General features: G+C 74.1%; 18 protein-coding genes and 1 pseudogene. 6 read left to right on the top strand and 13 right to left on the bottom strand.

What is annotated here, in order from left to right; translation table 11 throughout:
* Window positions 1-16: 16 nt before the first annotated feature.
* The 3 genes from P3T27_RS35305 to rimP form a co-directional block, all read right to left on the bottom strand.
* Entirely contained in the window at window positions 17-265 is a 249-nt protein-coding gene (locus P3T27_RS35305) for a YlxR family protein (RefSeq protein WP_280685391.1), read from the bottom strand.
* Between the two features lie 147 nt (window positions 266-412).
* Window positions 413-1447, bottom strand: coding sequence for a transcription termination factor NusA (nusA, locus tag P3T27_RS35310; RefSeq protein ID WP_280685392.1), 1035 nt, complete (start codon window positions 1445-1447; stop codon window positions 413-415).
* Window positions 1448-1501: 54 nt separating this feature from the next.
* Complete coding sequence (rimP, locus tag P3T27_RS35315; protein WP_280685393.1) at window positions 1502-2050, bottom strand: ribosome maturation factor RimP; 549 nt, start codon at window positions 2048-2050, stop codon at window positions 1502-1504.
* Window positions 2051-2354: 304 nt separating this feature from the next.
* On the opposite strand from rimP, the gene P3T27_RS41105 reads away from it, so the two are divergent.
* Together P3T27_RS41105 and P3T27_RS35325 are read left to right on the top strand one after the other, a co-directional pair.
* Complete coding sequence (locus P3T27_RS41105; protein ID WP_348534188.1) at window positions 2355-3464, top strand: ferritin-like domain-containing protein; 1110 nt, start codon at window positions 2355-2357, stop codon at window positions 3462-3464.
* 96 nt (window positions 3465-3560) lie between these two features.
* Entirely contained in the window at window positions 3561-4484 is a 924-nt protein-coding gene (locus tag P3T27_RS35325; RefSeq protein WP_280685394.1) for an aminoglycoside phosphotransferase family protein, read from the top strand.
* 56 nt (window positions 4485-4540) lie between these two features.
* Here P3T27_RS35325 and P3T27_RS35330 read toward each other — a convergent pair whose 3' ends face one another.
* The 5 genes from P3T27_RS35330 to dxr all read right to left on the bottom strand — a co-directional run bounded on the left by P3T27_RS35330 (window position 4541) and on the right by dxr (window position 10157).
* On the bottom strand, window positions 4541-5098 hold the full coding sequence (locus tag P3T27_RS35330) for a GNAT family N-acetyltransferase (protein WP_280685395.1): 558 nt from the start codon (window positions 5096-5098) through the stop codon (window positions 4541-4543).
* Window positions 5099-5168: 70 nt separating this feature from the next.
* Entirely contained in the window at window positions 5169-6044 is an 876-nt protein-coding gene (locus P3T27_RS35335) for a GNAT family N-acetyltransferase (RefSeq protein ID WP_280685417.1), read from the bottom strand.
* A gap of 158 nt (window positions 6045-6202) precedes the next feature.
* Window positions 6203-7363: a flavodoxin-dependent (E)-4-hydroxy-3-methylbut-2-enyl-diphosphate synthase gene (ispG, locus tag P3T27_RS35340; RefSeq protein ID WP_280685396.1), complete on the bottom strand. Its 1161-nt coding sequence runs from the start codon at window positions 7361-7363 to the stop codon at window positions 6203-6205.
* A gap of 143 nt (window positions 7364-7506) precedes the next feature.
* Window positions 7507-8811 carry a site-2 protease family protein gene (locus P3T27_RS35345; RefSeq protein WP_280685398.1) on the bottom strand — a complete coding sequence of 435 codons (1305 nt, stop codon included), beginning with the start codon at window positions 8809-8811 and terminating at the stop codon, window positions 7507-7509.
* Window positions 8812-8927: 116 nt separating this feature from the next.
* Complete coding sequence (gene dxr / locus P3T27_RS35350; RefSeq protein WP_280685399.1) at window positions 8928-10157, bottom strand: 1-deoxy-D-xylulose-5-phosphate reductoisomerase; 1230 nt, start codon at window positions 10155-10157, stop codon at window positions 8928-8930.
* Between the two features lie 127 nt (window positions 10158-10284).
* On the opposite strand from dxr, the gene P3T27_RS35355 reads away from it, so the two are divergent.
* Window positions 10285-10953, top strand: a complete 669-nt coding sequence (locus P3T27_RS35355; RefSeq protein WP_280685400.1) for an SDR family oxidoreductase — start codon at window positions 10285-10287, stop codon at window positions 10951-10953.
* Between the two features lie 91 nt (window positions 10954-11044).
* Here the strand turns inward: P3T27_RS35355 and P3T27_RS35360 are convergent, their stop codons facing one another.
* The 3 genes from P3T27_RS35360 to P3T27_RS35370 form a co-directional block, all read right to left on the bottom strand.
* The gene (locus tag P3T27_RS35360; protein WP_280685401.1) at window positions 11045-12487 is read right to left on the bottom strand and encodes an aldehyde dehydrogenase family protein; all 1443 of its coding nucleotides are present in this window, start codon (window positions 12485-12487) and stop codon (window positions 11045-11047) included.
* 144 nt (window positions 12488-12631) lie between these two features.
* Entirely contained in the window at window positions 12632-14197 is a 1566-nt protein-coding gene (locus P3T27_RS35365; protein ID WP_280685402.1) for a PucR family transcriptional regulator, read from the bottom strand.
* A gap of 153 nt (window positions 14198-14350) precedes the next feature.
* On the bottom strand, window positions 14351-16429 hold the full coding sequence (locus P3T27_RS35370; protein WP_280685403.1) for an ATP-binding protein: 2079 nt from the start codon (window positions 16427-16429) through the stop codon (window positions 14351-14353).
* A 241-nt stretch (window positions 16430-16670) separates the two neighbouring features.
* Between P3T27_RS35370 and gabT the strand changes: the two genes are divergently transcribed.
* Together gabT and P3T27_RS35380 are read left to right on the top strand one after the other, a co-directional pair.
* A complete protein-coding gene (gene gabT, locus P3T27_RS35375) occupies window positions 16671-18011 on the top strand; it encodes a 4-aminobutyrate--2-oxoglutarate transaminase (protein ID WP_280685404.1) in 1341 nt (446 codons plus the stop codon).
* 516 nt (window positions 18012-18527) lie between these two features.
* Complete coding sequence (locus tag P3T27_RS35380; RefSeq protein ID WP_280685405.1) at window positions 18528-19196, top strand: phosphatase PAP2 family protein; 669 nt, start codon at window positions 18528-18530, stop codon at window positions 19194-19196.
* On the opposite strand, the gene P3T27_RS35385 is transcribed toward P3T27_RS35380, so the two are convergent.
* Window positions 19169-19501, bottom strand: coding sequence for a DUF2218 domain-containing protein (locus tag P3T27_RS35385; RefSeq protein ID WP_280685406.1), 333 nt, complete (start codon window positions 19499-19501; stop codon window positions 19169-19171). The two genes, P3T27_RS35380 and P3T27_RS35385, sit on opposite strands and share 28 nt — an antisense overlap.
* Before the next feature lie 168 nt (window positions 19502-19669).
* Here P3T27_RS35385 and P3T27_RS35390 point away from each other — a divergent pair, with 168 nt between their 5' ends.
* Complete coding sequence (locus tag P3T27_RS35390) at window positions 19670-20215, top strand: MarR family transcriptional regulator (protein ID WP_280685407.1); 546 nt, start codon at window positions 19670-19672, stop codon at window positions 20213-20215.
* Here the strand turns inward: P3T27_RS35390 and P3T27_RS35395 are convergent.
* Window positions 20106-20636, bottom strand: a pseudogene (locus P3T27_RS35395) (EamA family transporter); the annotation flags it as partial. The gene P3T27_RS35390 and the pseudogene P3T27_RS35395 overlap by 110 nt on opposite strands.
* Between the last annotated feature and the right edge of the window lie 5 nt (window positions 20637-20641).

Below are 20641 nucleotides of genomic sequence, written 5' to 3' on the forward strand. Positions count from 1 at the left end.
GCGGGCCTGAGTGGACTCAGGGCTCCGGGGTGTCGCCTGCCCGCTCCCCGATGAACTCGCGGAGCCGCTCCGTGTCGAGCGTGCCCTGGAGCCGGAAGGCCCGGGGGAACGCCCGACGGCGGACCGCGAGGTCGAGGCAGGCCGGATCGGGGTGCAGGTGCGCGCCCCGGCCCGGCAGTGCGCCACGGGGATCAGGGACGCAGACGCCCTCGACCGCCGTGACACGCAACAGCTGGTGCTTGGCCGCTCGCTTGCGGCAGCCCACGCAGGTGCGTTCCGGGCGTGCTCGGACATGCGTCCGGCCAGACGAAGGCAAGTCTACCCCTCCGAAGGGACATGGCGCCGCCCCGCCGATCCCGGGGGGAGCGGCGGGGGGCCTTTGGACAGAGCGAGCGGCCGGTCAGCGCCGCACTTAACGGTCGGCGTCCCGGTCGATGTCCCGGTCAGCGTCCCGGCCGCCGTCCTCCGGCTGGCCCTCGGTGTCCGGCCGGATGTCGATCCGCCAGCCGGTGAGGCGGGCGGCGAGGCGGGCGTTCTGCCCCTCCTTGCCGATCGCCAGCGACAGCTGGTAGTCGGGCACGATCACCCGGGCGGAGCGCTGGGCGAAATCGACGATCTCCACGCTGGTCACCCGTGCGGGGGACAGCGCCGCGGCGACCATCTCGCGAGGGTCCTCCGACCAGTCGACGATGTCGATCTTCTCGCCGTGCAGCTCGCCCATCACCGCGCGCACCCGGCTGCCCATCGGGCCGATGCAGGCGCCCTTGGCGTTCAGGCCCTGCCGGCGCGACCAGACCGCGATCTTGGTGCGGTGGCCGGCCTCACGGGCGATCGCGGCGATCTCCACGCTGCCGTCCGCGATCTCCGGGACCTCCAGCGCGAACAGCTTCTTCACCAGGCTCGGGTGCGTCCGCGACAGCGTCACCGAGGCCCCGCGGACACCGCGGCGCACCGCCACCACGTAGCACTTCAGCCGGGTGCCGTGCCGGTAGTCCTCGCCCGGGACCTGCTCCTGCGGCGGCAGGATGGCCTCCAGCTTGCCGATGTCGACCAGCACGTTCTTCGGGTCGTTGCCCTGCTGGACGACACCGGTGACGATGTCGCCCTCCTTGCCGGCGTACTCGCCGAAGGTCTGGTCGTCGGCGGCGTCGCGCAGGCGCTGCATCATCACCTGGATGCCGATGCTGGACGCGATCCGGCCGAAGCCGTTCGGGGTGTCGTCGAACTCCTTCGGCTCGACGCCCTCGTCCAGCTCCGCCGGGTCCTCCATCGCCCACACGGTGACGTGGCCGGACTTGCGGTCCAGGTGCACCCGGGCGCGACGGCGCGAGCCCTCGGTGCGGTGGTACGCGGTGAGGAGGGCGGACTCGATGGACTCGACCAGCAGGTCGAAGGGGATGTTCTTCTCGTTGACCAGCGTGCGCAGGGCACTCATGTCGATGTCCACGGCTACGCCTCCTCGTCTTTCGTCACGTTCGTCATGGTCCAGGCGGTGCGCAGGTCACTCCGCACCGTCGTCCCCCTCCTCGGAGGCGTCCGCGAAGTCCGCGGCCTCGTCGAGGAGCTCGTCGTCCTTGCGGTTGAACTCGACCTGGACGCGCGCCCGAGCCACCTCGGCGTACGCCAGACGGCGCTCCTTCGGACGACCGCGGCCCTTCACCGGCTGCACCTCGACCAGCGCGCCGTCCTCGTCCGCCTCCAGCACCCGGGCGACGATCTCCCCGCCGTCGACCAGGTGGATCTTGGCCAGCCGGCCCTCGGCGCGCTGCCAGTGCCGGGGCAGGTCCAGCGGGCGCTCCGCGCCCGGCGAACCGACCTCCAGCAGGTAGGGCTCGTCACCCATCAGGTCCGACTCGTCCAGGGCCTCACCGACCACCCGGCTGAACTCGGCGATGGCGTCCATGTCCACGCCGCCGTCGGTGTCGACGTCGATCTGCACCTGGCGGCGGTTGCCCGCCTTGGTGACCTTGACGTCCTCGAGGTCCAGTCCGGCCTGCACGGCCAGCGGCTCCAGCAACGCGCGCAGCCGGTCGGTGTGGGTGGTGCTCATCCGGGTGGACTCCTCGGCCGCGTCTGCTGTTGTCAGAAGGTCGCTCCGCACCCTCCGGCGCCGGTCCGGCGCACACCGGGTCACGGCAGCTCGGCCCAAAGCCTAGCCGGTGAAGCCGGGAACCACCGATTCCGGACCACCGCCGACCGGTCGCACGCCACCCACTGCGAGCAAGCTCACACCGGCCCCCGCCGAGCCCCGAGATCCGAAACCAGGCCCGAAATCGTGGGGATTCTGTAATCATTCACGCCAACGAGGACCGGCGGGGAGGCCGCCCTCCCGCACACGCCCCGGAGTGACACCGATGCAGCCGCCCAGCCGACGGAGCTTGCTGGCCCTCGGGCTGCTCGTCCTCACCGCATGTACCAGCGGCTACGACGGCAACGACGCCGCGCCCGGCAACCGCGGCCCGCTGCCGAACCCGGACGAACCGGTCGTCCTGCGCTCCATCGCCGCCACCGACACCCTGCTCAGCGGCTACGACACCCTGCTCGCCGGCCCTGGCGGCGCCCAGGCCGCCCTGCTCCAGCCGCTGCGGGCCGAGGTGGCCCAGCACCGCGCCGCGCTCGCCTACGGCCTGCCCGCCGCCTCGATCCCCCCGGCGCCCCCGGCCACGCCCACACCTTCGGGCCCGGCCACACCGTCGGGCCCATCCACGCCTTCGGGCACGCCGGCCGCCACCCCGACCGCCGCGCCGGTGACCACCCCCGCAGCACTCGCCGCGCTCGAACGGCAGACCGCCCAGACCCGCCTCGCCGACCTGGCCGCCGCCAGCCCGCCGCTCGCCCGCCTGCTCACCTCCGTCGCCGCCTCCGACGTCCTGCACGCCGTCGCACTCGGCGACACCACCGCGTCGGCCACCCCGCCCGCGGCCGCCGGCACGCCCACCGAAACGCCGACCGCGCCCCCGGGCGACAAGCCCACCGGCTCCCCCTCCCCCTCGGCCACTCCCTCCACCGCCGCGGCCGTCACCGCCCTCCAGGGCGCGCTCGGCGCCGAACACGCCGCCGTCTACGGCTACGGCGTGGTCGGCGCCCGGCTCCCCGAGGACCAGCAGCGCGCCGACGCCCGCACCGCCTACGCCGCCCACGAGGCCCGGCGGGACTCCTGGCAGCGGCTGCTCGCCTCCCTCGGCGCCACCCCGACCGCCGCCGCCGGCGGCTACCAGCTCCCGTTCGCCGTCACCGACACGGCCGGCGCCACCCGGCTCGCCGCCCACCTCGAAACCCGGCTCACCGCCGTCTACGCCGACCTCGTCGCCGCCGTCCCCGGCCCCCAGCGGAGCGCCGCCGCCGACGCCCTGCGCGAGTGCGCCCTGCGCGCCCACCGCTGGGGCGCCGCCGACACCGCCTTCCCCGGCATTCCCGAGCCCCTCCCCACTCCCACCGCCGCCCCTACGGCCACCCGGCCTTAGGGTCTGTCCGGGCCGCGCCGCTGACCTGCGGTTTCCCGTCCATGGCCGACAATGGACGGGTAGTACCAACGGGGGAGCGTCAACCGGAAGGCCGGCATGTCGGGAGCAGCACCGCAGATCACCGTCCCCACCTGGCTGGCGCACAGCGTCACCGCGAGCCAGGGCGAGCCGGGCCGGCAGTGGCTGGCCGGGCTCCCCGCGCGGGTGGCCACGTACCTGGCGCGCTGGGACCTCACCCTGGAGCGGGTGCTCGACCCCGGCGGCAGCCTGAGCCTGGTCGGGTACGTCCACCGTGACGACCTCTCCCCCGCCGTCCTCAAGACCGGACTGCGCACCCCCGAGACCGCCCTGGAGCACGCGGCGCTCGCCCACTGGGCCGGCCGCGGGGCCGTCCTGCTGCTGGACTCCGACCCGGCCGAGGGCGTCCTGCTGCTGGAGCGGCTGCACGGGGAGATCCCGCTGCGCTCGCTCGCCGAGGCGAAGGCGATGCTGGAAGCGACCAGCCTGCTGCACCGGCTCTGGTCCGACCTGCCGGAGGGCCACCCGTTCCCGTCGCTCGCGACACGGACCGCCGATACCTCGGAGCGGCTGCAAGGACTCCGCGCCCTTCCCGGAGCGGCCGAGGCCCAGTCGCTGGTCACCGAGGCGCTGGAGACGGCCGACGGCCTGGCCGGCTCCGCCACCGAGACCTTCCTGCTCCACGGGGACTTCCACCACGGCAACGTGCTCGCCGCCGACCGGGCACCCTGGCTGGCGATCGACCCGCGCCCGCTGGCCGGCGAGCGCGCCTTCGACCTGGCCCGGCTGGCCCTGGACCGGGCGGACACCCTGGTCGGCTCCCCGGGCGTGGCCGCGGCCGTCCGCCGCCGGCTGCACCAGCTCGCGGACGCGCTGGAGGTGGACCGGGAGCGGCTGCGCGGCTGGACGCTGTTCCGGGCCGTCGACCTCGCCCTGCGGGCCCTGGCGGCCGGCCGGCAGGAGGACGCCGAGCTCTACCTGGAGTTCGCCAGGGCGCTTTAGGGCGGGTCCGACGATTCCCGCCGGGCGTGCGACGCGCATCGTCGGACCCGCCCTGGCTAGGCCCTGGACGCGCCGGGCTCGCGCAGCGGAAGCCGCGCCCCCATCACCGCGTACAGCCGGTCCGTCGCGGGGAAGCGCACCGCGCGGGCGAGGTCCTGGTAGCCGAGCGCCCGGTAGAGGCGTCGCGCGGGGGTCTCCGCGTCGATCGCGGAGAGGATGCTGCGGTCCAGCCCGGAGTGCTCGCAGAGGGTGCGGATCAGCCGGGAGCCGACGCCCTGGCCCTGGAATTCGGGCAGCACGTGCAGCTCGGTGACGGCGAACACGTCGTCCAGCCAGCCGCCGTGGCCGCCCGCGCTCAGGTAGGGCTCGATCACCGTGCTCCACCAGTGCTCGCGCTGGTTGGGCATCCCGTAGCCGAAGCCGACCAGCCGATCGTCGCTCATCGCGCCGAACGCGATCACCCCGGCCTGGCGGGCGTGCCGTCCGACGATGTGCAGCCGGACCGCGACCTCCTCGGACGTCAGGCCGAACGCCACCGCCTGGACCTCCAGCGCCTGCGGCGCCCAGGCCGCAAGGTCGATGGCCTCGATCGTCACCCCGGTCAGCTGATCCATGCCCCGGACGTTACTACTAGCGGGCCGGTGGCGCGGGCGAGGATCGGAACCGAACACCCGGGGCCCGGAGTCAGAACAGGACGCTCATGAAGACGCCCACCTCGCGGAACCCCACCCGCCGATACGCCGCCCGGGCCCGCAGGTTGAAGTCGTTGACGTAGAGCGAGACCACCGGGGCGACCTCGCGCAGCGCGATGTCCAGGACGGCGGCCATGCCGCTCTCGGAGAGGCCCTGGCCCCGGTACGCGGGGGCGACCCAGACGCCCTGGACCTGGCAGGCGCCCTCGGTGACGGCGCCGATCTCGGCCTTGAAGACCACCTGGCCGTCCTCGGTGAAACGCGCGAACGACCGCCCGGTGGTGACGAGTTCGGCGACCCGGGCCTGGTAGAGCAGGCCGCCGTCGCCGGCCAGCGGGGAGACCCCGACCTCCTCGGTGAACATCGCCACGCAGGCGGGCAGCAGCGCCTCGACCTCGTCGCGCCGTACCCGCCGCACCAGCGGGTCGGGGGCGATCTCGGCGGAGGGCGCGGTGGTGGCCATCAGCGGCTGGTGGGCGCGGACTTCGCGGGCCGGGCCCCAACTGCGTTCCAGCAGCGCCCAGAAGGCGGCGGTGGCCTCGGCCGGTCCGACGATCGAGGAGCAGCGGCGGCCCTGCCGACGGGCCCGCTCGGCGAAGGCGGCGACGGCCTGCGGCCCGGCGTCGACCAGGACGAGGTTGGCTCCGGCGTAGCAGAGCGCGGCCAGGGTGCCGGCCCCGTCGTACCAGCCCCACATCTCGCCGCCGAGCCGCCACGGGTCCAGGCCGACGGCCTCGACCCGGGTGGCGACGAAGGCGTTGGCGACCGGGTCGCGGTGGAGGACCGCCAGGGCGTCCGCGAGGTCGGGGGGCTCCAGCACGCGGGTGGTGGCCAGGGAGCGGGCGGCCTGGAACGAGCCGGGGAGCATCACACCTCGATCGAGCATCGAGACAGCACCTCACTGAGACGAATCTGGCCGCACCCTACTCCGTGGCCCCACCCGGCTACGGCCGCGGGGCCGTCCGCGAACGGACGGCCCCGCTTCCGGAAAACTGCGCGCGGCGCACCCGCGCGGACCCCGCGCGGTCAGTCGGCGGCGACGACGGTCGGCGTACCGGCCTCGACGCCCGCCTCCTGCATCTGCTCGGCGAGCTTGAGCGCCTCCTCGATCAGGGTCTCGACGATCTTCGACTCGGGGACGGTCTTGATGACCTCTCCCTTGACGAAGATCTGGCCCTTGCCGTTGCCGGAGGCGACGCCGAGGTCGGCCTCGCGGGCCTCGCCCGGACCGTTGACGACGCAGCCCATGACGGCGACGCGCAGCGGCACCTCCATGCCCTCCAGCCCGGCGGTGACCTCCTCGGCGAGCTTGTAGACGTCGACCTGGGCGCGGCCGCAGGACGGGCAGGAGACGATCTCCAGGCCGCGCTGGCGCAGGCCGAGGGACTCCAGGATCTGGTTGCCGACCTTGATCTCCTCGGCCGGCGGGGCGGAGAGGGAGACCCGGATGGTGTCGCCGATGCCCTCGGCGAGCAGCGCGCCGAAGGCGACCGCGGACTTGATGGTGCCCTGGAAGGCGGGGCCGGCCTCGGTGACGCCCAGGTGCAGCGGGTAGTCACAGGCGGCGGCGAGCTGGCGGTAGGCGTTGATCATCACGACCGGGTCGTTGTGCTTGACCGAGATCTTGATGTCGCGGAAGTCGTGCTCCTCGAACAGCGAGCACTCCCAGAGCGCGGACTCGACCAGGGCCTCGGGGGTGGCACGGCCGTACTTCTCCAGCAGGCGCTTGTCGAGCGAGCCGGCGTTGACGCCGATCCGGATCGGCACGCCGGCGTCCCGGGCGGCCTTGGCGATCTCGCCGACCTTGTCGTCGAAGGCCTTGATGTTGCCCGGGTTGACGCGGACCGCGGCGCAGCCGGCGTCGATCGCGGCGAAGACGTACTTCGGCTGGAAGTGGATGTCGGCGATCACCGGGATCTGGGACTTCTTGGCGATGATCGGCAGCGCGTCGGCGTCGTCCTGGGAGGGGACGGCGACCCGGACGATCTGGCACCCGGACGCGGTGAGCTGGGCGATCTGCTGCAGCGTGGCGTTGATGTCCGAGGTCACGGTGGTGGTCATCGACTGCACCGAGACGGGGGCGTCGCCGCCGACCGGTACGTTGCCGACCATGATCTGCCGGGATACACGGCGCTTGGCGAGCGGCTTGAGCGGCAGGGACGGAATACCGAGCGAGATCGCGGTCATGTGCGCAGGGTTCCCCGGGGTTGAGGTGTGGTCGACCGCCCGGCCGTTGGGACGGCCGAGGCCAGGCGCGCGATCGAGGCGCGCCCGGCCCCCACGGTACGGCACGGCGCCGGGCCCCAGCACACCCGCCGTCCCCGGACCCGTTAGCCGATCTTCACCGGGTTCACCAGGTCGGCGACCATCACCAGCAGGGTGAAGCCGATGAAGACGCTGGCCACGACGTACGCCACGGGCATCAGCTTGGCGACGTCGAAGGGGCCCGGGTCGGGCCGCCTGAACATCCGTGCGAAGCGGCGCCGGACCGCCTCCCAGGCCGCACCGGCGATGTGGCCGCCGTCCAGCGGGAGCAGCGGCAGCATGTTGAACAGGAAGAGCGAGAGGTTGATGCCGGCCAGCAGGTTCACGAAGATCGCGACCCGCTGGGTGGCCGACTCGTGGAGCGAGAACACCTCGCCGCTGACCCGGGCCGCGCCGACCATCCCGATCGGCGAGTCCGGGTCGCGCGGGGCGTCACCCACCACGGCGTTCCACAGGCCCGGGATCTTGCCGGGCAGCGCGGCCAGCGACTTCACCCCGTTCTCGGCCATGTCGTACATCCGGTCGACGGACTGCCCGAAGCCGAGCTGGACGGTTTCGCTCTTGGGGGTGAACCCGAGGAACCCCGCCTGAACGGTCTGGCCCTTCACCGGCACGCCTCTGCCGTCGTACTTCTGCACGTCGTTGACGGCGATGGTGGGCTTGAAGGTGAGCCGCTCACCGCCGCGGTCCACGACGATCTCCACCTGCTTGCCGGCCGACTTCCGGATGTCCGCCTGGAACTGGTCGTAGTCGCGGATCCGGTCGCCGTCGAAGGAGAGCACCTTGTCGCCCTGGCGCAGACCCACCTCGTTGGCCGGGGTCTTGGGCGCGTCGGCGGGGCAGGTGTCGGTGGGCTGGCCGGCCTTGACGACGCACTGGGCGACCGAGCCGATGGTCGGCACCGCCATGGAGACGCCGAAGCCCATCATGACGGTCAGGAACAGCCCGAAGGCCAGGATCAGGTTCATGAACGGCCCGGCGAACATGACGATGATCCGCTGCCAGGGCTTGCGGGTGTAGAACAGCCGGTGCTCGTCGCCCTCCTGGAGCTCCTCGTAGGAGGCCTCCCGGGCGTCCTCGATCATGGTCCGCCAGGGCGAACTGCTGCGCTTGGTGATCCGGCCGTCCTCGCCGGGCGGGAACATCCCGATCATCCGGATGTAGCCGCCCAGCGGGATCGCCTTGAACCCGTACTCGGTGTCGCCCTTCTTGCGCGACCAGACGGTCGGGCCGAAGCCGACCATGTACTGCGGCACCCGGATGCCGAACAGCTTGGCCGTGGAGAGGTGGCCGAGCTCGTGCCAGGCGATCGAGACGAGCAGCCCGACCGCGAAGACCAGGATGCCGACCACCGTCAAAACCATTGCCACCGCTGGTCCTCCATGCCGCTCCGCTCGTCGTCTTGTCTTACCGCAGTCGCGCCGGGCCGGACACCCGGCACGGGCGTTCCCGGCCGGGAACGCCCCACGCCGTCAACCCGCCGCCGTCAGCCCGCCGCCAGCTCGCGGGCCCGGGCGCGGGCCCAGTCCTCCGCGTGCAGGACGTCCTCGACCGTCAGGGAAGTTCCCGGAACGGGCGTGCCGTGCTCGGCGACGACCTTGGCAACAGTGTCCACGATTCCCGTGAACGCGAGGCGGCCCTGCAGGAACGCCTCCACGCACTCCTCGTTCGCCGCGTTGAAGACCGCCGGGGCGGTACCGCCCAGGGTGCCCACCTCACGGGCCAGCTCCACCGCCGGGAAGGCGTCGTTGTCCAGCGGGAAGAACTCCCAGGTCGCGGCCTTGGTCCAGTCGCAGGCGGGGGCGGCGTCCGGCACCCGCTCCGGCCAGCCCAGGCCCAGTGCGATCGGCATCCGCATGTCCGGCGGGCTGGCCTGCGCCAGCGTCGAACCGTCGGTGAACTCCACCATCGAGTGCACCACCGACTGCGGATGGACCACGACCTCGATCCGGTCGAACGGCACGTCGTACAGGAGGTGCGCCTCGATCACCTCCAGGCCCTTGTTCACCAGGGTGGCCGAGTTGATCGTGACCACCGGGCCCATCGCCCAGGTCGGGTGCGCCAGCGCGTCCTGCGGGGTCACCCCGGCCAGCTGCGCACGGGTCCGACTGCGGAACGGGCCGCCGCTGGCCGTCACCACGAGCTTGCGCACCTCGGCCCGGGTGCCGCCGGCCAGCGCCTGGAACAGCGCGGCGTGCTCGGAGTCCACCGGCACGATCTGCCCCGGCTTCGCCACCGCCTTCACCAGCGGGCCGCCGACGATCAGCGACTCCTTGTTGGCCAGCACCAGCACCCGGCCCGCCGCCAGCGCGGCCAGCGTCGGGCGCAGCCCGATCGACCCGGTGATGCCGTTCAGCACCGAGTGGCACTCCATCGCGGTCAGCTCGGTCGCCGCGTCCGGCCCCGCCAGCACCGCCGGCAGCGGACCGCCGGCCGCCTTCTCCGCCAGCGCCGCGCGCAGCGCCGGCTCGGCCGCCGGGTCCGCCACCGCCACCGTGTGCACGCCCAGCCGCAGCGCCTGCTCGGCGAGCAGCTCCACCCGGCCGCCGGCCGCCGACAGGGCGACCACCCGGAAGCGGTCCGGGTTGCGGAGCACCACGTCGATGGCCTGGGTGCCGATCGACCCGGTCGAACCGAGGATCACCAGCTCCCGGGGGCCGGAAGGGTCCTGCACGATGGGCGTGAACCGCAGCTGCGGGTGGGCGAGCGAAGTCATGCGCCCATTGTGTCCTGCCCGCAGCCCTCCGCAGGACCCCCCTCGACCGAACGCCCGACAGGGGACCGCCACCGCGCGACGGCTCTCCACAGGACGCCGGGGCCCGCCCCGGGCTACCGTCGGAGCCATGCGTACCGTCATCGCCGGGGGCCACGGACAGATCGCGCTGAAGCTCGAACGGCTGCTCGCCGCGCGCGGCGACCGGCCCGCCGGGATCATCCGCCGCCCCGAACAGGCCCAGGACCTCGCCGACGCCGGAGCCGAACCGCTGCTGCTCGACCTGGAGTCCGCCACCGCCCCGCAGCTCGCCGAACTGCTCGCCGGCGCCGACGCGGTGGTCTTTTCCGCCGGCGCCGGACCGGGCAGCGGCGCCGCCCGCAAGAACACCGTGGACCGCGACGCCGCCGTCCTCCTCGCCGACGCCGCCGAACTCGCGGGCGTCCGGCGCTACCTGATGGTCTCCTCGATGGGCGCCGACGCCGACGCCCACCACCCCGCCGACGAGGTCTTCGAGACCTACCTGCGGGCCAAGGGCGCCGCCGACGACGCCGTCCGGGCCCGGACCGGGCTGGCCTGGACGGTGCTGCGCCCCGGCCGGCTCACCGACGGCCCCGGCACCGGCCTGGTCCGGCTCGCCCCCTCGGTCGCGCGCGGCGCCGTGGACCGGGCCGACGTCGCCGCCGTGCTCGCCGCGCTGCTGCGCGAACCGGGCACGGCCGGGCAGACGCTGGAACTCGTCGCCGGCAACGCCACGATCGAGGAGGCCGTCACCGTCGCGGCCGGGCACAACGGCTGAGCCGGAGCGGGGCGCCGGACCGGCCCCGACACGCGCGAAGGGCCCGGTCACCGGACCGGGCCCTTCGTCGGGGTCGCTCAGCGGGGGTCGATCAGAGGTCGAGGCCGGTGAGGACCAGGACCTTCTCGACCGTGTAGTCGTCCATCGCGTAGCGGACGCCCTCGCGGCCGACGCCGGAGTCCTTGACGCCGCCGTACGGCATCTGGTCGGCGCGGTAGGACGGCGCGTCGCCGATGATCACACCGCCGACCTCCAGCTCCCGGTGGGCGCGGAAGGCGGTCTGCAGGTCGTGCGTGAACACGCCCACCTGCAGGCCGAACGGCGAGTCGTTGGCGGCCGCGAACGCCTCGTCGACACCGTCCACCCGGTGCAGCGACAGGACCGGGCCGAACACCTCGGCCTTGGCCAGGATCGCGTCCGCCGGCAGCTCGGCCAGCACGGTCGGCGCGTAGGTCGCGCCGTCGCGGGTCCCGCCGGCGAGCACCTTGGCGCCCTTGGCCACCGCGTCGTCCACCCAGGACTCCACCCGCTTCGCGGCGTTCTCGTCCACCAGCGGGCCGACGTCCGTCGCGTCGTCGTTCGGGTCACCGGTGACCTGCGCCTTGACCTTGGCCACGACCTTCTCCACCAGCGCGTCGTACACCGACGCGTCGGCGATCACCCGCTGCACCGAGATGCAGGACTGGCCGCCCTGGTAGTTGGCGAACATCGCGATCCGGGTGGCCGCCCAGTCGAGGTCGGCCTCCGAGGACCAGTCGGCGAGCACCACGGCCGCGGCGTTGCCGCCCAGCTCCAGGGTGCAGTGCTTGCGCGGCACCGAGTCCATGATCTGGTAGCCGACCTTGTCCGAACCGGTGAAGGAGATCACCGGCAGGCGCTTGTCCTGCACCAGCGCCGGCATCCGGTCGTTCGGCACCGTCAGGATGCTCCAGGAACCGGTCGGCAGGTCGGTCTCGGCCAGGATCTCGCCCAGCACCATCGCCGACAGCGGGGTCGCCGGGGCCGGCTTCAGGATGATCGGGGCGCCGACCGCGATCGCCGGGGCGACCTTGTGGGCTACCAGGTTCAGCGGGAAGTTGAACGGGGCGATCCCCAGCACCACACCGCGCGGGAAGCGGCGCACCACCGCGAAACGGCCCACGCCGCCCGGGTCGGTGTCCAGCCGCATCGTCTCGCCGTTGGTCCGGCGGGCCTCCTCGGCCGCCCAGCGGAAGACCGAGACGGCACGGCCGACCTCGCCGCGGGCCCACTTGATCGGCTTGCCGTTCTCCGCGGTGATCAGCTGGGCGATCTCCTCGGTACGCTCGGTCAGGCGCTTGGCCACGTGGTCCAGCGCGGCGGCGCGCTGGTGCGCGGGCGTGGCGGCGAACACCGGCAGCGCGGCGACGGCGGCGTCCAGCGCCTCCTCGACCTGGGCCTCGGTCGGGATGCTCACCGTGCCGACCAGACGGCCGTCCCAGCTGTTGTGCACCTCGAAGTCGGCGTCGCCGCTCGCCCGGCGGCCGGCCAGCCAGAAATCGTACGTGGTGGTCACCGTGGTACCGGCCCTCTCCTCGTCGTCGTCAGGCCCACGGGAGTGGGACCCGAACCCGAGGGTAGGTGGGGCGGCGGGCCGACCGGATTGGCCGACCAGGAGTGTTCGACTCCGAGGCCACTCCATCCCGTCCAGGGCCTGCGGTCACTCCTCGCCGGAGCGCAGCGCCAGCCACAGCTCCATCCGCACGTCGGTGTCGTCCAGCGAACGCCCCAGCAGTTCCTCGACCCGGCGCATCCGGTAGCGCAGCGTGTGCCGGTGCACCCCGAGATCGGCCGCCGCCGCGTCCCACTGCCCGTGTCGGGACAGCCACGCCCGCAACGAGGCCACCAGATCACCGCGGGCCGTCCGGTCGTGCTCGCGCAGCGGCCGCAGCAGCCCCTCGGCGAACGCCGTCACGGCGTCCTCCCCGAGCAGCGGCAGCAGCGAACCCGCGCCGACCTCCTCGTGGTCCACCGACCGCCGGCCGCCGCGCAGCGCCACCGCCAGCGCCCGCTCGGCCTGCGCGTGCGCCGTCCCGGCCTCCTCCAGCGCGGCCGGCGCGGACACGCCCAGCGACAGGCCCTCGTGCTCCTCGACCGCGCCCAGACAGGCCCGGTGCACCGCGCCGTTGTCCAGCGCCAGCACCATCAGCCGCGGCCCGTGCGCCCCTTCCTCCCGCGCCACCAGCAGCTTCTCGCCCACCCGGGCGCCCGCCTGCTCGGCCCGGTCCCCCAGCTCCCCGAGGGCCTCCGCGGCCTCCGCGTTCGGCCCGGCCCCGGCCACCAGAACCCGTATCGTCCCCTCCGGCAGGCCGCCGAACAGCCCCACCGCCACCTGGCGGGCCGTCGCCACCTCTCCCGCCAGCACCATCCGCAGCAGCGCCGCGCCCATCCGCTCCTCCGCCTGCCGCAGCTCGCGCGAGCGCTCCAGCGTCAGGGTCAGCAGCGCCACCGCCGCGTTCAGCACGTACCGCTCGGTCGGGGTGATCCGGTCCTCGGTCCCCACCGCCAGGAAGCCCCGGGCCCGCCGGTCCGCCCCCAGCGACTGGACCACCACGTAGTCCTCGTCCGCCGTGTCTATCCCCGGCGCCCGCCCCTGCAGCGCGGCACTCGACGGCGCCGGGCGCCGGCGCAGCCGGTCCACCTCCGCCGCCAGCCGCCCCGCCCGGCGCGCCGCCCAGTCGGGCGCCACCACCGACAGCGCCCCCGACCCGTCGTACAGCGCGGCCCACCCGCCCAGCCGGGCCGCCAGCCGGCGCACCACCGCCGTCGTGCCGTCCTTGCCCAGCGCGGCCCGGGTCAGCTCCTCCTGCGCCTCGAAGGAGGTCGTCACCGCCTCGTACTGCTCCGCGGCCAGCGCCGCCGACACCACCTTGCTGATCGCGATGAACGGCGTCGGCTCCGGCACCCGCAGCAGCGGCAGCCCCCGCTGCGCGGCCGCGTCCACCAGCGGCTGCGGCACCTCCGTGTGCGACAGCCCCACCCCCAGGCCCAGTCCCACCACCCCGGCGTCGGCCAGCCGGTGCACGTACGCCTGCAGCCGCGCCGCCGTACGGCCCAGCTTGATCCCGGTGGTGAGCAGCAGCTCGCCACCCTCCAGGAACGGCGTCGGGTCGTCCAGCTCGCTGGTGTGCACCCAGCGGACCGGCCGCTCCAAGTGGTCCGCGCCGGCGAGGACCGTCAGATGGAGCGAGCTGTTGCGGACAACGGAGGCGAGTGTGGGGGGCATGGCACCTTCGGGGGATCGACCTGACCGCGCCGTTGCGGCCGGGCGAGGAGAGGGCAATGGGACAAGTGAGAGTCTCTCCCCTTCATTATGGACGCACCGGACAACCGGCACTGCCGAATCCACCTCGAAGGCGAGCTTGGGCCTCGCGCCCCGTCACCCCCGCAGATCCACCAGCAGCGGCGGCACCTGCTCCCCCGACACCGCCGTCAACGACACCACCGCGTGCCCCGCCGGCAGCGCGTGCGCCAGATCCGACGGCGACCACCGCAGCCGCTCCACCTCCCGCGTCGTCACCGACTCCGTCTGCGCCGCCGTCCCCGACAGCGCCCGCCGCCCCAGCCGGCCGGCCCGCCGCACCACGCCGCCGGAGGTGTCGGGGGTGTGGGTCACCGCGGTCTCCGACACCAGATGCGTCCCCCAGGCCTCGGAGAACATCCGCCCGTCCCACGGCGCGATCCCCGGGAACACCATCCGGCAGCCGACCGCGCCGAACAGCGGCGCCCGCAGCGCCTCCGGCAGGTCCACCAGCGTGCGCAGCAGCAGCACCGCGCCCGCGTTCGCCCCGCGCATCCGCTGCACCCCGCGCACCGCGGTCGCGTCCAGCGCCGCCGAGGCGTCGTCCACCACCAGGCCGGCGAACAGGGAACGGTCCTCGCGGGCCCCCGCCGCCTGCACGAACTGACCCACCACCAGCCGGGACAGCATCCGCGCGGCCTCCGGGTGGCTGCGCTCCGGCAGCTTCACCCGCACCCGCAGCGGATGGTCCAGCACCCGCATCGCGAACGGGGGCCGGCCGGTGCCGTCCGTCGCGAAGGCGCCCTCGAAGGCCGGCCGGTCCAGCAGTGCCAGCCGATCCGCCAGCAGCGCGCCGGGGTCGTCCGCCCGGCCGCGCTGGCGCTCCCGGTGCTCCAGGTCCCGCTCGTACACGGCCAGCCGGCCGGCCACCCCGAGCGCCTTCACCAGGGCCGCCAGCGCGTCCGGCTCCCCGGCCAGCAGCGCCCGCAGCTCCCGGACCCCCGGATAGCGGCCGTACGCGGCGTGGAATGGGCCCACCACCTGCTGCAGCGCCGTCCGGGCGTTCTCCGCGCGGGCCGTCAGCTCGTCCGGCAGCAGCGCCTCGGCCAGCCGGGCGGCCGCCTCGTCCGGATCCTGCGCCGCGCCGTAGAGGTCCAGCCCGTACACCGACGCCGGGTCACCGGGCGCGATCACCACGTCGTACCAGGCGTCCGGGCCGAGGTCGGCGTCCGCCGCCCCGACCACCACCGCGCACGCGGTACCGGCCAGCGCCTGCAGGCACAGCGCCTCCGCCACCGGCCGCGCCAACCGCGCCGTCTTCCCCGTCCCCGCCGGGCCCACCGCCAGCAGCGAGGTGCCCAGCACCGCCGGATCCAGCGCGAAGCCGGCCGCCCGGTGGCTCAACGGGTTCTTCGGCACGTCCTGGGCGGTCCCGAGGCAGACCTGACCCAGCAGCAGGTCGTGCCGCTCGGCGCGGCCCGCCAGCTCGCGCGACTCCGAGGGGTGCGCGAAGGCCGCCCCACCCCGCGCCGCCACCTGCTCGACGAAGGCCGGCACGAACGCCGGGTCCGCCTGCGCCGACTCCCACGCCCGCTGGATCCGGACGTAGTCGACGTCGCCGACCGCCTCCCGCTCCAGGCGCCCGGCCGCCTCGGCCGCCCCGCCCTGCCGCAGCCCGTCCCACGGGTCCGTCCCCCGGGTCACCTCCGCCGCCACCCGGGCCTCCTCGGCGGGCTGCTCCTGCGTCACCGTCCGTGACAGCAGCGGCGCCACGTACCGGCGCCACACCTCGGGCCAGCGGCCCATCCGGCCGAAGAGCTTGATGACGAGCGCGGCCACCAGGACGTTCAGGGTCAGCACGACCGATGTCGCGACGAACTCAGAACTCGACGGGAGGACGCCGATCACCGTCGCCCCGGCCTCCGCGAGCTCGACGCCGTAGACGTAGACCAACCACCCCACCACCGCGTTGAGCCCCGCCCGCAGCAGCAGCGGCCAGGCCGCGACCCGGGCCGCCTCCGCCCGCTCCGGGTCGATCCGGCGGTAGCCCAGCCGGTAGACGCCGGGCTCGGCCTCCGGGCGCGGGGCCGCGGCCCAGGTGGGGAGGTCGAAGGCGGGGGGCCCGTCGGCGCGGGTACCGGGCCGTTGGTGGGGCATCGGGGCCGGGGATCTGGTGGTGGTCCGATCGGTGTGGTGGTGTGCCCCGTCCTGCGCCATGTACGGCCCCGCTCCCTCGCCCGCCCGGCCCGACCGCCGTCGGTGCCGCCATACCCATGCCGCCGTACCGGCGACACGCCCGCGCTCAATGTAGTGGAGCGGGACCTGCGGGTAGTCTCACCACCCGCGCTGGCCGTGCCGGACAAGTCGGACGGCCCAGTGCTACCGAGTGGCGCATGCCCGGCCGGGGAGGGCGGCCGTAGCCTGCGAAGCACCGAGCCGAGAAGTCTGGAGAAACCCCATGAGCGCCGCAACGCCGCTCCCGCAGGAGCGCCGCCTGGTCACCGCGATCCCCGGTCCGAAGTCGCAGGAGCTGCAGGCCCGCAAGCTGGGTGCGGTGGCGGCCGGCGTCGGCACCACCCTGCCGGTGTACGTGTCCCGTGCCAACGGCGGTGTGCTGGAGGACGTGGACGGCAACTCGCTGATCGACTTCGGCTCCGGCATCGCCGTGACCAACGTCGGCAACAGCGCCGAGGCCGTGGTGGCCAAGGCGAGCGAGCAGCTGGCCGCCTTCACCCACACCTGCTTCATGGTGACCCCGTACGAGGGTTACGTGGCCGTCGCCGAGCAGCTGAACGAGCTGACCCCGGGCGACCATGACAAGCGCACCGCGCTCTTCAACTCGGGCGCCGAGGCGGTCGAGAACGCGGTGAAGGTCGCCCGCGCCTACACCAAGCGCACCGCCGTCGTGGTGTTCGACCACGGCTACCACGGCCGCACGAACCTGACCATGGGCCTGACGGCGAAGAACATGCCGTACAAGCAGGGCTTCGGGCCGTTCGCCCCGGAGATCTACCGGGTGCCGGTGGCCTACCCGTACCGCTGGCTGACGGGTGCGGAGAACTGCGCCGCCGAGGCCGCCGCGCAGGCGATCGAGATCATCAACAAGCAGATCGGCGCCGAGAACGTCGCCGCGATCATCATCGAGCCGATCCAGGGCGAAGGCGGCTTCATCGAACCGGCCAAGGGCTTCCTGCCGGCGATCGTGGAGTACGCGAAGGCGAACGGCATCGTGTTCGTCGCGGACGAGATCCAGACCGGTTTCTGCCGTACCGGCCAGTGGTTCGCGTGCGAGGACGAGGGCATCGTCCCGGACCTGATCACCACCGCGAAGGGCATCGCCGGCGGCCTGCCGCTGGCCGCGGTGACCGGTCGCGCCGAGATCATGGACGCCGCGCACGCGGGCGGCCTGGGCGGCACCTACGGCGGCAACCCGGTGGCCTGTGCGGCCGCGCTGGGCGCCATCGAGACGATGAAGGAGCAGGACCTCAACGGCAAGGCGCAGCGGATCGGCGAGATCATGCTGGGCCGCCTGCGGGCGATGCAGGAGAAGTTCGACATCATCGGCGAGGTCCGCGGCCGCGGCGCGATGATCGCCGTCGAGCTGGTGAAGCCGGGCGGCAAGGAGCCGAACGCGGAGGCCACCGCGGCCATCGCGAAGGCCTGCCACGCCGAGGGCCTGGTGGTGCTGACCGCCGGCACCTACGGCAACGTGCTGCGCTTCCTGCCGCCGCTGGTCATCCCGGAGCACCTCCTGGCCGAGGGCATGGACATCCTGGAGGGCGCGTTCGCCGCCGTCTGAGCGGTGTCGCCCGTCAGGTCGTGAGACCCCCTTCCGGAGGGATGTCCGGACAGCGCTGAACGGCCCGTGGGGACCTCTGGTCCCGCACGGGCCGTTCGGTTGTCGGCGGCCGGGCGGCGGGCCCGCCGCCCGGCCGGTCATGATCGTCGGGATGTCCGGAAGCGTTGCCCGGGGCAGGGCGGAAGCGTTGCCCGGGGCAGGGTGAAGATGATGTGCGGAATCGCTGAAGGCGCTCGGCGCGGAAGGGCTGTTGACGTAGTGTCATCGCAGATGGACAGCGAGCCTCAGCCATTGGCGGAGCCGTCCGCGGGGCCGCCCTCGGCGGTGGGTCCGCACGCGCGCCGCGAGGACAACCAGGTCGCCCCGGGAGGGGCGGCGCACACCGAAGGCCGATCGACCGACCGTCCGACCCACACCCCCCGGGGCGCACGGAACGGCGATCATCAGAGCCGCCCCGGAGCTCTCCCCCCTGCTCCGGGGCGGCTGTCCGGCGTTCCGGGCCGGGTGGCCCGCTCGGTGGCCGTGCCGGTGGTGGCGGCGGTCGTACTCCTGCTGGTGTCGTGGCAGGTGGCGGTGGACGGCCCGTTGCTCGGGCTGGACCGTTCGGTCCGCGCCGCCGTCCGGACCGCCCACCGGGAGCAGCCCGGCACGCTGCTCGACCACCTCGGCCACGCCCTGTCGGATCTGGGCAGCAGCGTGCCCGCGATCCCGGTGCTGCTGGCGGCCGGCGCACTCGCCGCGTGGCGGTGGCGCCGGGCGGACGCGGCGGGCCGCTGGTGGCTGCCGCTGCCGGTGGCGGTGCTGACGGCGGGGCTGATCCCGCTGCTCGTGGTGCCGGCGAAGGCCGCGTTCGCCCGGCCGGGCCCGCTCGGTGGTCCGCTGACGCCGGGCCAGTGGGGCTGGTACCCGTCCGGACACACCGCCACCGCGTCGCTCTCGTACGGGGTGGCGGCGCTGCTGCTGGTCCGGGTGACGGGCCCGCGCGCGGCGCGCCTGCTGACGGCGGGCGCGGCGCTGCTGGCGGTGGTGGTCGGCGCGGGGCTGGTGTGGAGCGACTTCCACTGGCTGCTGGACGTGGTGGCCGGCTGGTGCCTGGCCGCCCTGGTGCTGTGGGGGGCGGCCCGGTGGCTGCCCCGGCCGGGCGGCGGCGGGAGGCGTCAGGCCTCGGGGTCCTCGTTGCGGTGAACGAGGCCGGTCTCGCCGTTGTCGCGGTGCCACTCGATGACGAGTTCGTCGCGGGCGCCGAAGCGGACGAGGTGGCGGCCGACGACGTCCTCCAGGCCGGGCAGGTTCTCCCGCTCGCCCTCGACGGTGAGCAGCAGCGCGTCGGACGCGGCCTCCAGGGTGGCGGTGCCGGCGCCGAAGACCAGGGTGCCGCGACCGGTCTCCTCGGAGAAGGTGGCCTCGATCTTGCGGCCCATGTGGGCGGCGAGCTGCTTGGCGTAGCGGGCGGAGCGGTCGGTGGTGACGCGGGCTTCGGAGCGGGGCACGGGCCCTCCAGTGATCCGGGAAGGGAACTTAGGGTCCCCTCAGTTGAGGCTACGCTAACCCAGATACTGAGTCTGACTCAACATATTTCCCGGGCGCCCGTCCGCCGTCGGCCGCAGGCCCCGGACCGGCCGATACGCTTGGGCGGACGCCTGCCGAGGAGACCGCCGATGACCACCACGCCGACCGACGATCCGGCGGGCGCCTCCCCCACCCCGCCGGTGGGCTCCCCGGACACCGCCGCCGAGCTGGCGGACACCATGACCAGGGCGATCAAGCGGATCCGCCGCCGCACCAGCGAGCGGCTGGAACCGTACGGCATCACCCCCGGCCAGGGCCGGGCGCTGCGCGCGCTGGCCCACGCGCCCGGCTGCGAGCTGCCGGACCGCGCGATGCGGCTGAGCGACCTCGCCGACCGCCTGCACATCGCCCCGCGCTCGGCCACCACGGTGGTCGACGCCCTGGAGGAGGCCGGCCTGGTCGAGCGCAGCCCCGACCCCGCCGACCGGCGGGCCGTACGGATCCTGCTCACCGAGGCCGGCCAGGCGGCGGTGGAGCGGATCGGGCAGGTCCGGCACGAGGTGGCGCAGGAGTACTTCGGCCGGGTCAGCCCCGCCGACCAGGAGGTGCTGTTGCGAGTGCTGCGTTCCGCCGAGGCCGACTACGCGGCCGCCATGCCGCCGCGGCGGCCGGCATCCCCGGGCGCAGCGCGGTGATCCCGATCCCGGCGATCACGAGCAGCGCGGCGCCGGCCGCCATCGGGCTGATCCGCTCCCCGAGCAGCAGCCAGGCCGAGGACATCCCGAACACCGGCACCAGCAGCGAGTAGGGCGCGACGGCGGCGGCGTCGTAGGTGCGCAGCAGGAAGCTCCAGGCGACGAAGCCGAACAGGGTGGAGACCAGCCCGACGTAGCCGATCGCACCGAGCCCGACCGGGGTGATCTCGCGCAGCGCGCGCAGGTCCGCGTCCGGGCCCTCGACCAGCAGGGACAGGGCGAGCAGCGGCAGCGGCGGGACGGCGCTGACCCAGACCATCCAGCGCAGCGCGTCCGGCGGCGCGGCCCTGCGGGTCAGCACGTTGGACAGGCCCCAGGCGACGGCGGCCAGGACGACCGGGGCGAAGGCGCCGAGCGAACCGCCGA

The sequence above is a fragment of the Kitasatospora sp. MAA19 genome (assembly GCF_029894125.1).
Lineage (GTDB): Bacteria > Actinomycetota > Actinomycetes > Streptomycetales > Streptomycetaceae > Kitasatospora.